At 59.8% G+C, this 13745-nt stretch carries 15 protein-coding genes; 4 read left to right on the top strand and 11 right to left on the bottom strand.

All coding sequences use genetic code 11. The features are described 5' to 3' along the window. The first annotated feature begins 337 nt into the window (after window positions 1-337). Window positions 338-751 (top strand): SRPBCC family protein, encoded by a 414-nt coding sequence (locus AC5E6N_RS02305; protein ID WP_491746292.1) that lies wholly within the window; start codon window positions 338-340, stop codon window positions 749-751. Here the strand turns inward: AC5E6N_RS02305 and AC5E6N_RS02300 are convergent. Beyond that, window positions 719-949, bottom strand: a complete 231-nt coding sequence (locus AC5E6N_RS02300; protein WP_491746291.1) for a hypothetical protein — start codon at window positions 947-949, stop codon at window positions 719-721. The two genes, AC5E6N_RS02305 and AC5E6N_RS02300, sit on opposite strands and share 33 nt — an antisense overlap. Before the next feature lie 52 nt (window positions 950-1001). Beyond that, window positions 1002-2573 carry a hypothetical protein gene (locus tag AC5E6N_RS02295; RefSeq protein WP_491746290.1) on the bottom strand — a complete coding sequence of 524 codons (1572 nt, stop codon included), beginning with the start codon at window positions 2571-2573 and terminating at the stop codon, window positions 1002-1004. Between the two features lie 549 nt (window positions 2574-3122). Between AC5E6N_RS02295 and AC5E6N_RS02290 the strand changes: the two genes are divergently transcribed. Together AC5E6N_RS02290 and AC5E6N_RS02285 are read left to right on the top strand one after the other, a co-directional pair. After that, window positions 3123-5237, top strand: a complete 2115-nt coding sequence (locus AC5E6N_RS02290; protein ID WP_491746289.1) for a tetratricopeptide repeat protein — start codon at window positions 3123-3125, stop codon at window positions 5235-5237. 423 nt (window positions 5238-5660) lie between these two features. Beyond that, window positions 5661-6872, top strand: coding sequence for a hypothetical protein (locus AC5E6N_RS02285; protein WP_491746288.1), 1212 nt, complete (start codon window positions 5661-5663; stop codon window positions 6870-6872). 15 nt (window positions 6873-6887) lie between these two features. Here the strand turns inward: AC5E6N_RS02285 and AC5E6N_RS02280 are convergent, their stop codons facing one another. The 7 genes from AC5E6N_RS02280 to AC5E6N_RS02250 form a co-directional block, all read right to left on the bottom strand. Continuing rightward, window positions 6888-7106 carry a hypothetical protein gene (locus AC5E6N_RS02280; RefSeq protein ID WP_491746287.1) on the bottom strand — a complete coding sequence of 73 codons (219 nt, stop codon included), beginning with the start codon at window positions 7104-7106 and terminating at the stop codon, window positions 6888-6890. A 97-nt stretch (window positions 7107-7203) separates the two neighbouring features. Then, the gene (locus AC5E6N_RS02275; RefSeq protein ID WP_491746286.1) at window positions 7204-7662 is read right to left on the bottom strand and encodes a GNAT family N-acetyltransferase; all 459 of its coding nucleotides are present in this window, start codon (window positions 7660-7662) and stop codon (window positions 7204-7206) included. A gap of 30 nt (window positions 7663-7692) precedes the next feature. After that, window positions 7693-8388 (bottom strand): glutathione S-transferase family protein, encoded by a 696-nt coding sequence (locus AC5E6N_RS02270; protein ID WP_491746285.1) that lies wholly within the window; start codon window positions 8386-8388, stop codon window positions 7693-7695. Between the two features lie 170 nt (window positions 8389-8558). Then, complete coding sequence (locus AC5E6N_RS02265) at window positions 8559-8681, bottom strand: hypothetical protein (protein WP_491746284.1); 123 nt, start codon at window positions 8679-8681, stop codon at window positions 8559-8561. Window positions 8682-8786: 105 nt separating this feature from the next. Beyond that, window positions 8787-9284: a hypothetical protein gene (locus AC5E6N_RS02260; RefSeq protein WP_491746283.1), complete on the bottom strand. Its 498-nt coding sequence runs from the start codon at window positions 9282-9284 to the stop codon at window positions 8787-8789. Next, the gene (locus AC5E6N_RS02255; protein WP_491746282.1) at window positions 9281-9703 is read right to left on the bottom strand and encodes a hypothetical protein; all 423 of its coding nucleotides are present in this window, start codon (window positions 9701-9703) and stop codon (window positions 9281-9283) included. The genes AC5E6N_RS02260 and AC5E6N_RS02255 overlap by 4 nt, the downstream gene beginning before the upstream one ends. A 2-nt stretch (window positions 9704-9705) precedes the next feature. Next, window positions 9706-10062, bottom strand: a complete 357-nt coding sequence (locus AC5E6N_RS02250; protein ID WP_491746281.1) for a hypothetical protein — start codon at window positions 10060-10062, stop codon at window positions 9706-9708. A gap of 152 nt (window positions 10063-10214) precedes the next feature. Between AC5E6N_RS02250 and AC5E6N_RS02245 the strand changes: the two genes are divergently transcribed. Beyond that, complete coding sequence (locus AC5E6N_RS02245) at window positions 10215-11018, top strand: XRE family transcriptional regulator (protein WP_491746280.1); 804 nt, start codon at window positions 10215-10217, stop codon at window positions 11016-11018. 109 nt (window positions 11019-11127) lie between these two features. On the opposite strand, the gene AC5E6N_RS02240 is transcribed toward AC5E6N_RS02245, so the two are convergent. Together AC5E6N_RS02240 and tdh are read right to left on the bottom strand one after the other, a co-directional pair. Then, the gene (locus AC5E6N_RS02240; RefSeq protein ID WP_491746279.1) at window positions 11128-12687 is read right to left on the bottom strand and encodes a trimethylamine methyltransferase family protein; all 1560 of its coding nucleotides are present in this window, start codon (window positions 12685-12687) and stop codon (window positions 11128-11130) included. Window positions 12688-12695: 8 nt separating this feature from the next. Beyond that, a complete protein-coding gene (gene tdh, locus AC5E6N_RS02235) occupies window positions 12696-13736 on the bottom strand; it encodes an L-threonine 3-dehydrogenase (RefSeq protein ID WP_491746278.1) in 1041 nt (346 codons plus the stop codon). Window positions 13737-13745: the final 9 nt, after the last annotated feature.

The raw sequence follows: 13745 nt of genomic DNA, 5'->3' as shown, positions 1-13745 counted from the left end.
CGTTGCCCCGCTTGCCCGATGCACCACATCGCGCTGCGCGACGCGCCTTGCCGAGTGAACCGATTTTCCGCCATCAAATGCTTCAATCTAATCACAACTCGCTCTAGGCAAAGCTGTGGGCCGCATTTCCTGGATATCCCGTCGTTCATTGACGCCGCGACACCGGCCGCTCCGTCATGCCCACGCGACCGTGTTGTGCCCTTCTTTGATTTTGCAACAGTTTCATGACGTAGAGCATCGGGCGCTCTAGAATTTGTTAACATCGAATCGTCTTGCGGCTTGCTATGACGATGGGCAGACCGCATGAGGTCACACTGTTTTTGCAGTGGGAAATTGCATGAAGATTGATAAGAACTATGAGCTGCCCTTCCCGCCCGAGCGGGTGTTTGCTGCCTGGACGAGTTGCGAAACCGTCATTCCGCCCGCGACCAGGATGGACATAAACCCGACCGTTGGCGGTCATTTCCGCCTCATCATTGAAGGTGGTGAACGCGACAGCGTCGCGGAAGGCCTGTTTTTTGCCGTCGAGCCGGACCGCCATGTGCGCTATACGTGGGAGTGGGATCGAAACGGTGAGATAACCGAGGTCGCTGTCCGGTTTGAACCTGCCGACGTCGGAACGGACCTTCACATTCTTCATACCGGCTTTCGGAAACGGGAAAGCCGGGACATGCATGACAGCGGCTGGGACAGTTATGTGGAAGCGTTGTCGGCGTTTTTAGCTGGAGACGCCGTCACCGGTCCCCGCTGAAGCGCCTATATCTGTTCCAATGGCAAAATCGAAGGCCGCCGCCTTCATCCTTTTGTGGACGCCCCTTTCAGGTTCGAACGGCGTCTTGCTTTCCCTGTCTTCGACGAGCTCGATACCGCGAAACAGTCCCCTGCCCCGGATATCCCCGACATAGGGATGCTGTCCGAGAGCGGCATGCAAGGCGCTCGATGCGACCACTCATGTGATCCAGTGGGGCGCGCTTCTGTTCGGCGCAATTGCGCCCTGCAGGTCATTTGTCGAGCAGATTGATGGCTTCGCGCAGTTTGTGGATATGGTACGGAACCGCCCAATTGTCGTTGCTGCCGGTCCGCACATTCATGTCCCAGTATTTCGTGTGGGTGAAGAAGGGAACGGACCCTTTGGGTTTGCCTTCGACATCCTGCTCGGGCAGGACCGGGATATCCAAAATCCCCTGCAGCCGCGCGACCGGCGTCGACAGATCGAAATGACCGGCCAACGGCCCGGAGATTATGTCGCCCCAGAATATTCTCTCGCTCTTTGAATAGATGTTGGTCCAGCGTGTAAACGCGAAATGCGCTGCATGATGCGGATAGCGGAAATAGGCGCCGTTGGAAAAGTTCGCGCCCGTTTGATAGGTAAAGTGCTGGTGTTTTGTCTTGGCGTCCCATTCGAGGGCGGGCGGGCATGTGGGCAGGATCCGTCTTTCCTGCTGGCTGCGCATGTCATCCTTGTCGTGGGCAAGCAGGAACTCGGCATGGGTGAGCGGCGATCCGAGTGTGATGAAGTCGCTGACGAGCCAGGGACAGCCATTTTCCTTCAGCTCTTTCCAGGCGAGGTTCTGAAGCCGCCGATACTCGTCGAGGTCAAGCGTGCCCGAATTCTCGATCGCATCCTGTATCAGCTTCTCAAGCTCGTCGCGGGCCGGCTGTTTCTTGCGCGCCTGGCCATTGCGGTTGAGGTACCTGTTTACCCTTGCAAAGCTCGCCTTGAGGATGTCGTAGGCGATAATCGTCCCGAGTGAATGGGAGACCACGATGATGCGGTCGTACTCCGTATCCCACTTCGGATAGGGAGCGCCCTTCTTGTGTTTTGACGGATCGAAGTCCCGCACACCCATCAGCGTTTCCAGCAGTTCGACGCCCTTCTCGCGGATTTCCTGGCGGCGGGCCACGTTAATCGGGTTGGCTTTGACGTAGCGGGCCACGTCGCCGAAATATTTCAGCAGGAAGATATTGACGAATGTGCCGGCCACGAGCGAGCCGATCACGCCGATGACGGGACCGATCCACGTCCAGCAAAGGCTGGACGCGCTGCATGCGCCATCGTCGCATGCACCCGCGAGACACTGTCGCAGATCGTCGATCGGCAAAAGCGACACCGCCATGACGACACCGATCAGCACGGTCGCAATCCAGAGGGCAAGCCAGGCGTTGAAAACGTCTTTCGGCACCCGCCCGGGAGAGCGCCACAGCAGGTCGACCAACCAGATTTTGACATGTTCCCACGTCGTGCCCTGCATCAGATGGGCCCAGTAGAATTCGTAGAAATCCGTGCGAACGCCGTTCTTGGCTTCCTCGGTGGTGATGCGGCGCAACTCGAAGCTGCGATTGCGTCTGTCCGGCTTGCTCCAGACCGGATTTTCAATGCGCTGCTGGCCGTTGTTGGAGTCGACACGCGCGCGCGGAATGAGGCCTTCGTCGGTGACCCATGTGGTGTCCACGAAGCCCCGGAGCGTATCCATGGGCACCTGTTCACCCATCCCGTGAATGACAACAACGGCCTGCTTTTTCTTCGCAGCCGCTTTCGCCGCCGATCCCGTTGTTTCTTTTTCCTGCGCCACGACCAAGCCCGCTCGCCCCCCAAAACGGCCGGAGTTTGCAACAAAACCTATTGAAATGCAAAGAGAAGTTGGTCTGGCGCGATCCATTCGAAACGACAAGACGGCATATCGCTCACATTGTGTCAGTCATATGACACAAGGAAAGATTGAACTGCCCGACACAGAGCGAGGCGATCAGTCCGCGAACATCGGGCGCGTTTGATCCTCTCCGATCCATGTTTCGGCCCTGTCGTCGTCGGCTCGACGGGCAGACAGGTTGCGTTTCCTGGGGCGATTAAGGACCTTTCCACAGCCCGATCGCCAGCAAACCGGAATGGAGTTTCGAATAATCCACAGACGGCAAGGATATGGTTGTAACCGGACGCGGTGCATGCATAAATTTTTGATGACACCAAACGGGGAGTGAGTGGTTTGCCGGACCGGTTCAGTTGGTTGATCATCTGTCTGCTGTCCACCACCGCCGCTGCCGGTCCGCATGCCCCGCTCCACATCCCTGCAGAAACCGATGCCGAGGGCCGGTTCATCTGTCCTGCCTGCAGCATCGTGCAAGTGGCGGCCGCTGACGGCGATGTCCTGTCCGAAGACGGGCAGATCGCGGACAGCGACACGTTTCCGCTTCGTCCCGAAAATGCCTTCGATTTCAACGCGCGGGGAAACTACCACCTCAATCAGGATGATTTTGCTTCAGCAATCCGGGAATATACGCGCGCGATCGACAGCGATCCGGCGTTTGCCTTCGCCTATTTCAACCGCGGGACCGCTTACGGCAACAATGGGGACTTCGCCCTTGCCATCGCGGACCTCGACAAGGCCGCGGAATTGCTTCCGCACGACTTTGAGACCTTCCGGCGGCGTGGAGAGATCTACTATGACTGGGGCAGGCATCAGCGTGCCCTCGCCGATTTGAACGAAGCCATCAGGCTGAATCCGAGGGATTTTCTGGCATTCAACATGCGCGGCCTGACCCACGGCCGCCTCGGTTTGCAGACGGAATCGGTCAAGGACTTCCAACGGGCCATCATGCTGGACCCGTCTTACCATCAGGCTTACGTCAATCGGGCGAAAGTCCTCGTGCGGATGGGAGCGTTTGACCGCGCATTCGCCGATTACAACCGGGCCATAGAAATCGATGGCGGAGACGCGCTGAATTTCCTTTACCGTGCCGAGGCCCTCTATGAAGCCGGCAGGGTCGAGGACGCGATCGCGGATCTGACCGAGGCGATCAAACTTGATCCGTGGGATGCGGACCTGTTCTTCAAGCGGGGGTTTTACCGGCAGGAGTTGGGGCGCCTTGAACCTGCCGCGGCGGACTACAGGGAAGCCATTCGGCTCAATCCCGATTTCGCCTCGGCGCACAACAATCTGGGCAATACTCTCCATGCGCTGAACCGTACGCCGGAAGCGCTGATCTTTTATAGCGAGGCCGTCCGGCTGGACGCGGGCGACAGCATTGCCCTGGAGAATCGCGGCTTGGCCTTTCAGGCGCTGGGGCTTGGAATGCTTGCCCATGAAGACTTCTCGGCGGCAATCGGCCTCTCCCCGCATGCCGTCAGCGGCTATGTAAAACGCGGCTACAATCTTCAGGAAATGCTCCGCTATGGGGAAGCATTGTCGGATTTCGACCGCGCCGTCGAACTGGAAAGCAAAGACCCGGACATCTTCTATTACCGCGGGCTTTTGCTTGAAGCGATGAAACAGTACGACCGCGCCGCGTCGGACTTCGGCATGGTCATCGCGCTCAACCCCGGGGACGGACAGGCCTACTACAATCGCGGCGCCATGTTCAGGCAGGACAAGAACTATGAGGCGGCCGCGGCCGATTTCCGGGCCGCGGCGTCGCTGCTGCCGGACGACGCCGAGAGCTATCTCAGCCTCGGCCTTTGTCTGGAACAGCTCGACCGTTGGGACGAGGCCGCGGTGGCGTTTTCCGCTGTGCTCAGGCTGCGCCCGAAAAACGTTACCGCCTATGTCGGCCGCGGAAATGCGCGCCTCAACACCGGCAACTTTGCCGGTGCGGTTTCGGACTTCGACCGGGCGGTTGAACTTCAGCCGGCGCACTCTCTGGCCCTCTACAACCGCGGCGTGGCGCATGCCAGCCTCGGTCATGACATGCTCGCCATCGAGAGCTACTCGGCTGCGGTCGAACACGATCCAGGATACCGGGACGCCTATCTGAATATCGGCTCCATCTACCAGTCGCGCGGCGAATTCACCAAGGCGGCCGAGCAATTCAAACGGTCGATCGGGATCGACGCGCTCGACCCCGAACCGTATTTCTATCTGGGACGGCTTTATCTTGAAATGCAGCGCTACGACGAAGCGATCGCGCAGTTCGATTCCGTCATCGTCAACGCGCCGAAACGGGCCGATGCTTACTTCCAAAGGGCCGTTGCCAAGCGAAGAAGCGGATATGCCGTCAGCGCCATCGCGGATATCGACGAGGCCATCGGCCTCAACATCGATCTGGCGGAGGCGGTTTTCGAAAGAGGCAACGCGCTGATGGACCTCAATGATTACGAGAGCGCGGTGGAGGAGTTTTCCAGGGCCATCAAGATGAATCCGGAGCGCGCTCAATACTATGTCAGCCGGGCGCGCGCCTACCGCAAGCTGGGTCTTCCCCATATGGCAGACCGGGACATGTTAAAGGCCGGCGCCCTCGACTAGAGCCTCGGACGATCCGCAGGCGTGTTCACACGGGTCATCCAAATGCCGGAAAGGCTCCCCACAATCAGAGCGGCAAATGCGAATCGATTCGAAGCCCAAATGTAACGGTTCACAGGCAACCTCCTGTTTCCATAAGGCAAGCGATCAGGTGATGCGCAATTGACGCAATCCGCAAAAGAAAACCACTTACCCACACCTGAGCGCTTTGTGATTGATGATGCTTACAGTACACTTTGTCGCAATCTTGCCGCCGCCTTTCTTCACGGGAACAAAGAGACCGACAGCATGGGGAACACACTGGATTTAGACAAAAGTCATTTTACGGCCACCGCACAAATACAGACCGATAACGTTCGCAGTATCGATTTAAATAACAGTTTTTTATGTAGGCCTTTTAATCCCGGACAATCGGTTTTCATTGCCTTGTTTGCAGCGCTCGGTCTTTCCGCCTGCGCCGGCGGGCAACAGATCAGCCCCGCCGACGCGCCGGTTCCGATTCCCAGGACTGCGGCGGCTGAGACCGTCGTTGAAGTCGAGCGGTCTGCAACGACCGAATCACCAGTCGCGCAGGCTAACGTTGCTGCGCAGGCCGCGCCGGTTCCGGAAAAAAGACATGAGGAAAATGTCCGGGCGGAGCCGATAGGGGACAGCGGCACGCAGACCCCTGTTCCGCAGGACGCGCCGCGACAGACAGGAGAGCCTGTCGTTGAGGTGGTTCGTGTCACGGAAACACCGACAAGCACCATGGAGACAACGGAAGTTGTGGAGACGGCGGACCGTCCGGTCGAGCGAAAGGAGACGGTTGAGACAACGGAACGGATCATCGATCGCATAGAGATCGATGAGAAAGACGGCCGGATCGAGGAAACGGTCGACGTCAGCGAGAGCACGCGGAAGACGGTCGATGTGGTCACGATCGACAAGCAAACCGGCGCGGCGGTGGAGGTGATGATTGAGGCTGCCCCTGTCGAAAAGCGAACCGAACGGGTGACAATCGTTGTGGAAGACGATGAGACCGGCAGGGCCGCGGGATCGATGGACCGGTCGAGGCGCTTTGCCGGGCCTGACGGTATCGAAACGGCAAGGCTTGCGGGTTTCGGGATCGTCGCGATTCGCGCCGGAATGCATGCGGATGAACGGGACCGCCTCATGGCCATCTGCGAGGCGTTCACCTCGCCAACGCCCGATATCGCAGCGCGCGATGAGCCCGGCGTGATGACGATATGGCCCGTATCAGCAACGGCTCACGCCGAAGAACTGAACGCAAGTTCAGCGGCACCAAACTGCGATGAAGCGATCGAGCGCTACGGACTTGCCGATGCCAAACGCGCCATCGCGGATGCCGAGCGGACCGGCTGGATCCTGGACAATCGCGGACCTTATCTCCTGGCGTGGTCTCCGCCCGAAGCAAAGGGCGGTTCAAGTTCACAGGTACTGCTGGCGGATTTCTCCGGGATCGCAACGGCTGAAGGCGCACGCGCCGTCATGCATCGCTGGGCAAATGATGTCGAAAACAACTCCACCCTTTGGGGCGGCGGCGAATGGGACACGACGCTGCTTCGGCCGATCATTGACAGTTGGCGCGAAGAGTTCGGCACACGCGCGCTGATGCTGCTTGGGCCCGTCGGCGGATAGAGACAGCCATTCGGATTACAGTTCGGCGGGATCGAAGTCGTCCGCCTCGTTCTCTTCGGTTTCTTCCGCGGAACAGTCGATGGCATATTCCTGCCCATCCCACAGCACAAAGCACTCGGCGGACCCGGCCGCATCCCTGTCGGCTTCACCGCCACAGGCCCTGGGTATGACAAACAGCACGATGACTGCCAGCACAGAGGCAGTAAAAGCGTTCTGCCAACCCTGATTGAGCATGAATATGCCTCGTGCGGTATCGCCCTCGCGGGCACAGGGACCTCGACCCACAGTCTCATTCACGCCACGGCAATTTGCAACAGGGCGTGCGGATTGCTCAGTCGATCCGCCGCGTCATGAACACGCTGCAGGGGTCTTCGACATAACCGGCGAAGGGCGCGCAATATTCAAAGCCAAATCCGACATAGAGCCTGCGGGCCGCCTCGAATTCCGCCAGGGAACCGGTCTCCAGGCTGAGACGACTGTAGTCCCGGCGGCGCGCTTCGGACAGGATGGTCTCGACAATCGCCCTTGCAACGCCCCTGCCCCGCGCCGCCTCCGCGGTATGCATGGATTTGATCTCGCCGTGGCCCGGCTCGATTTCCTTCAGCGCGCCGCAGCCGAGAAGCCGTCCGCCGTCCCGCACCGTCCAGAACGTCACGTCCGGCGCGCGCAGGCTGTCCAGATCCAGCGCATGCGTGCTTTCCGGCGGGGAAAGGGAAGACATGTGATCGAGATGTGTCCGCAAAAGTCCGGCAACATCCGAACCTGTCAAATCGTCTATTGCAATCTGCATGGAACTCTTCTGGCAATGGGTTGATGATGCTTAGCCGCGGCGAAGGGTTTCGCCGGACTGATTGAACAGGACGTTGTTGTTCCCGACATTGTGCTGCCCCCTGTTCTGCCGCTCCTTGTGAAGATCAACGGCCCTTCGAACGGCCGGCCGCTCCTTGATCCGGCCGCGCCAGGCGGTCACATTGGGGAACTTCTCCAGCGAGGCCCCGAGCGGTTTGGCGATCAGCACCCAGGGAAAGCTGATCATGTCGGCAATGGAGTATTCCCCCAGCATAAACTCCCTGCCCTCGAGACGTTTCTCAAGAACCGCAAGGTTCCGGTCATACTCCCCCAGATACCGCTTGAAGCCGTAGTCCTGACCGTCCGGCGCGTAATTCTTGAAGTGACTGAGTTGTCCGGCCATGGGGCCCTGATTGCCCACCTGCCAGAAAAGCCACTCCAGCGTTTCCTTTTCGCCGCCGGGACCGCTCGGCATGAAGCGTCCGGTCTTGCGGGCCAGATAAAAAAGGATGGCGCCGCTTTCGAACACCGACACGGGATCGCCGTCGACATCGTTGTCGACAATGGCCGGCATTTTCGCATTGGGGCTTATTTTCAGGAATGACGGTTCAAGCTGATCGCCCTGCGCAAGATTGAGAAGATGGGTGGTGAAATCCAGACCGCACTCTTCAAGCATGATGGCGACCTTCCAGCCGTTGGGCGTGGGTGCGTAGTAGAAATCAATCATGCCAGTGCCTTGTCTGCGCGGTGATGTCTCTTCGTTCGACTATGGGGTCGGCCGCCATGAATGGCAAGCGGCGGCGCTTGCCATCGCCAACCGTTTGGCGCAGGCTGGTCACCGCTCTTTATGAACTGAAACCAATCGCAAAACGGTGCGCAGGGAAAATGGGCAGGCTTTCACCCGTCGATATCGCCATGGGGCTTGGGGTCGCTCTTGTCTGGGGCATGGGTGGCGGTTTTTGCCACGCCGCAGTTGCTCATCCTGTCATTGATCTTCGAGGGCAACCACGTGGACGCCATTGTCTCGGCCGACCGGATCGTCTGGCTCGCGGTCCTCTACCTCGGCATTGTCATGACCGTCATCGGCTACGGCATGTGGTACTCGCTGGTCAGCCGGCTCCGTATTCAATGGTCCCGGCAACAAATCGCGGGAGAGGCGCCTCCATGGCCGGTCTGTTCGGGGCACAAAAAACGCTGCAGATCGAGCCACAAGAGCACGCGCATGATGTGGGCCACCGGCAAGCCGCAGCGCATAGCGCGCGCGGTAAGGCGCAGGCGGCCGAGGTCTACCGTGTCAAAGGCATCAAACAGGGCTGACCCGTGCTCGATAAGGTCGGGATGGTTTTCCAGAACCGATGAAACCGCCATGAGTGTTTCGCCGTAAAGCTCTGCCGCATTGCCCTCCGTTTCGACGATCAGGCGCAGCACCAGTTCCAGATGGGCTTCTCCGAGCGCACGACCGATACGGCGCAAGGTCCCGGGACAAAAACACTCCTTGGGCCCGCGCGCTTTTTTATACATGCGTGCGCCGTCAAACAGCTTGACGCCGCAACGCCTTGCGGTCTTGTGGATGTCGCAGCGCGCCTTCATGGCGGCAGCGGTCCGCGCGTTCGCTCGTTTCACTCAAACCCCTTCAGATGTGTTGAAACGCCAAGTTTGCGGGCTGCCTGCTGACGGCTGAGACCGGCGACCAGAAGCCGGATGTATTGCGGTTCCAGTTCCGCCGGCAGGTCGAAGCCCCTGCGCGCACGCTTGAACGCCGACCGGTGATCGGGACGCCGGGGTGCATGCAGTTGTCCGGCCGGTGCCGGTATCGGGGCCGCCTGCCCCCTGCGGACGCGGTAACGGCTGGCAAGTTTTCGGATATAGATTTCGTCGACATCGAAGCGGTCCGCGATGTCATCGGTGGGCCGGCCGGCGGCGTAGTCCTTCAGCAGCTTCTCCTTGTCGGGAAGGCTCAGCCGGCCGCGCCGGCCGCGCGGCCTGGCGCTCGTGTCGATAAAGCAGGTGGAAGACCGGATGTGTTCGGGCGTGTTTTTCATCTTCAGTCGCATTTCCAGGGAGCGGTGACGGGCAATGGCAGTTCTGACGTGCAGCTTTCCTGCGGCGGAGGTTCGCCCTCGGCGAGAGCAAAGCCATCAAGGATTGAAACGCGCGCCACGGAGACGGTCTTGCGTCCCCATCCTTCCTCGCCGGTTCCCGAGGTCGGCTCGCCAAAGTCGATGACTTCCCGTGCAACGGCTTGAATCCCGAGTTCGCGCGCTGTATTTGTTCTTGTTTTGTTCTCTTTTTGAGGCCGATTTATGCTGCGTGCCGAATGCCCCACAGGGAGCCTGGGATGCAAACGGCCGATATCGGCAGGCTGCGAAACTGGGAACCAAGTGGCAGCACGCTGCGTCATCAATTTCACCTCGGATTTTGCGATTTTGGAGTGCCTTGCGTTTTATGTCATTTTGGTATATATGTCAATGATTATACCAACACGGTTTTTGTCCTCGAAACCAGTCTGGCATATACCCATCGGGCGGAACGGATGAAACCGTGAGAAGGCACATGAATACAATCAAATCGCTGCGCGAAGCCAAGGGGCTGACACAGGCCCGGCTTGCCGAGCTGGCGCAAACGTCGCAACCGCAGATCAGGCGGCTTGAGGCCGGGGAGCGTCAACTGACCAAGGATTGGGCGGTACGGCTGGCTCCCCATCTCGACATCAGCCCATCGGAACTCATGTTTGGTGGAACCGCCTATGATCCGCCCTCACCGTCCGGCCCTCCGGCGGGTGTTCGTACGTCCGACATGGCGCCCGTCAACGCCTCGAAACACAACATGAACAAATCTGCGTCTGATGCCGGTTTCGGGGTTGCAAGCGGCGGCGTCATGAAATCAAATACGCCTCATAGTGATTTGCAGATTGCGGCCCAGCCGGCCAATGCGCGGCTTGGCGATGAGTTGCCGGACCTGAGGGTGAGCATCCCCGTCTACGGTCAGGCGGTGGGCGGAGTTGACGGTGAATTTGTCATGAATGGTGACCGGTTGGAGGACGTTTTTGCACCGCCGAGCCTTTCGTCCATTGTCGGGGCCTATGCGGTCTATGTGGCGGGTGAATCGATGGAGCCGCGTTACTTCGACGGGGAGATCGTCTTCGTCAATCCAATGAAGCGGGCCCGGCGCGGCGACTTCGTCGTCGCGCAGATCAGGTTCCAGGAACACGGACCGACGCTCGCCTATGTCAAGCGGTTCGTGCGCTGGAATGCCGAGGAGCTGGTGCTGTCCCAATACAATCCGGAAAAGGAACTGCGCTTTGCCGCCGGCCAGGTCGTCTCGGTGCATCTGGTGGTGATGGGTGGTGCGGTGTGACGGCCGGGCAATTTTCTGACGCGTGCCATGCCGACCTCCGTTTCACCTTTACAGAAGCATGTGCACATGGTCCCGGTTGATCGACCCGGCCTGAAGCGCAGCCTGTGGTTCAAAAATCGGTCGGCACGCCGCCCTCTGCCTTGCGCCTGTCAACGAAGGTCCGCAATTCTTCCGCGACCGCCGAATCCAGCGCCGGCTGTTCGTACTCGGCAAGGCGCTGTTTCCATACGGCATTGGCCTTCTGCATGGCCGTCGGCTCTCCCGCCTCGCGCCAGGTCTCGAAGTTGCGCCAGTCGCTGAGGATCGGCGCATAAAATGCATCCTTGAAACGGGCCTGCGTGTGTGCGGTGCCGAAGAAGTGTCCGCCGGGCCCGACATCCGCGATCGCGTCGACACCGAGTTCATCCTCATCGAATGTCATCGGAGACATGAACTCTGCCACCATCTGCAAAAGATCGATATCGAGGATCATCTTTTCATAGGAACAGCACAGCCCGCCTTCCATCCAGCCTGCGCCGTGTTTGAGCATATGGCCACCGCTGTTGACCGCGCCCCAGAGGGAAAAGACCGATTCATAGGCGGCCTGGGCATCAACCGTGTTGGCGGCGCAGACATTGGAGGTACGGTACGGCACCTTGTAGCGGCGGGCCAACTGCCCGCCTATATGCTGGGCTTTCATATATTCCGGCGTCCCGAAGGCCGGCGATCCGGATTTCATGTCCACATTGGAGGTAAACCCGCCATAGACGACCGGTGCGCCCGGGCTGACCATCTGACTGAATGCGATCGCTGCCAGAGCCTCAGCGTTCTGAAGCACCAGCGCGCCGGGGATTGTCACCGGCGCCATGGCCCCGGACAGCGTAAACGGCGTGATGACGACCGGCTGTCCCATGGAGGACATGTCGATGATGCCCTGCATCATCGGAGAATCGAGCTGGAGCGGCGAATTGGTGTTGATGACGGTGAAGACCGAAGGCCGCCTGCGCAATTCGTCAAGCGAAAGGCCGTGGGCGATGCGCGTCATCTCGATGGCGTCGGCAATGCGTTCCTTGCCGAGCGAATAGACGCAAAAGGCCTTGTCGGTCAGCGTCACGAAGTCGGAGATGCAGTCCAGATGGCGGATCGAGGCATGAAGGTCGACGGGTTCGACCGGATATCCGCCGACCGCGTGTATGATCGGATGGTGCTGCGCAAGGCGCAGGAAGTTGCGGAAATCATCCTGGTTTCCGCTGCGCCTGCCCCGGTCCAGACACGATGCGTTGGGCGCGCTGGCCGTCTGGCAGAAAACCATCTGCGGTCCGCCGACAGTCAGATTGTGAGCGGGGTTGCGGGCATGAAGGGTAAACCGCTCCGGCACGGTCGCCATGGTTTGCGAGATCAGGTCCGGATCGAAACGCACGCGCGTCTCGCCGTTGCTCACCTGCGCGCCGGCACGCTTCATGATCGCGCGCGCCTCGTCATGAAGCACGTTCAATCCGGTTTCGCTCAACACCCTCAGCGATGCGCTGTGAATCCGCTCAACCGCTTCTTCAGGCGCCAGATCGACCGGCGGGTAATGCCTTGACGGCTGGACGAACGGGCGGGCGACCGCGCTTGCGCCGGTGCGCTTTGCTTCGCGTCCTCCGCGACGGCGGCGCGGCCCGTCTCCCCCAGAGATCACACTTGCCATCTGTCTTCCTAACTCCCCGATTGCGCATGAAGGTCGAGAATAACCTTGCTTGCGTCGCCCTTGTTCAGCACCTCAAACCCTTTTTCGAAATCTTCAAAAGCAAAGCGGTGCGTGAGGATCGGCGAGATGTCAAGACCGCTCTCCAGCATGGCGAGAGCCTTGTGCCAGGTATCGAACATCTCCCGGCCGTAAATGCCCTTGAACTGGAGGCCTTTGAAAATCGCCTTGTTGAGGTCGATGCTTACCGGGCCATGAAATATCCCGAGCAATCCGACCTGCCCGCCATTGTTGAGGTTTTCGATCATCTCCTGCAGGGCGGCCGCCGATCCGGACATCTCGAGCCCGACATCAAAGCCCTCCTTCATGCCGAGTTCGAGCATCACGTCGTCAAGGTCCTCCTGACCGGCGACAACAGCCCGCGACGCGCCCATCTTCGTCGCCAGTTCCAGCCGCTTGCGGTTTATGTCGGTGATGACGACGTGCCGCGCGCCGACATGGCGGCAAACGGCCGACGCCATCAGGCCGATGGGGCCGGCGCCGGTGATCAGCACGTCCTCGCCGACAAGATCGAAACTCAAGGCGGTGTGGACCGCGTTTCCCAACGGATCGAGAACGGATGCATATTCATCCGCAATGTCATCGGGGATGGGATAGACATTGTGCTCGGGTATGACGAGAAAGTCCGCGAACGCCCCCGTCCGGTTGACGCCGATGCCCTTGGTGTCGCGGCACAGATGCTCGCGGCCGGCGCGGCAGTTGCGACACTGGCCGCAGACGATGTGTCCCTCGCCCGACACCCGTTGCCCGACCTTAAAACCCGTGGCGCCCGCTCCGAGCTTGTCGATATGCCCGACAAACTCGTGCCCGATGGTCATCGGTACCGGAACCGTCGATGCGGCCCAATCGTCCCAATTGTAGATGTGCAGATCGGTGCCGCAGATCGACGTGCTGTCAATCCTTATGCGGACTTCGCCCGGTCCTGGCTCCGGAATGTCGACCCGTGTCAGGGTCAATCCGGGTGCCGGCTTTTCCTTGATGAGTGCGCGCATCGTTCCGGT

The sequence above is a fragment of the Hoeflea sp. genome (assembly GCF_984452065.1).
This window is presented reverse-complemented; position numbering and strand designations above follow the sequence as displayed.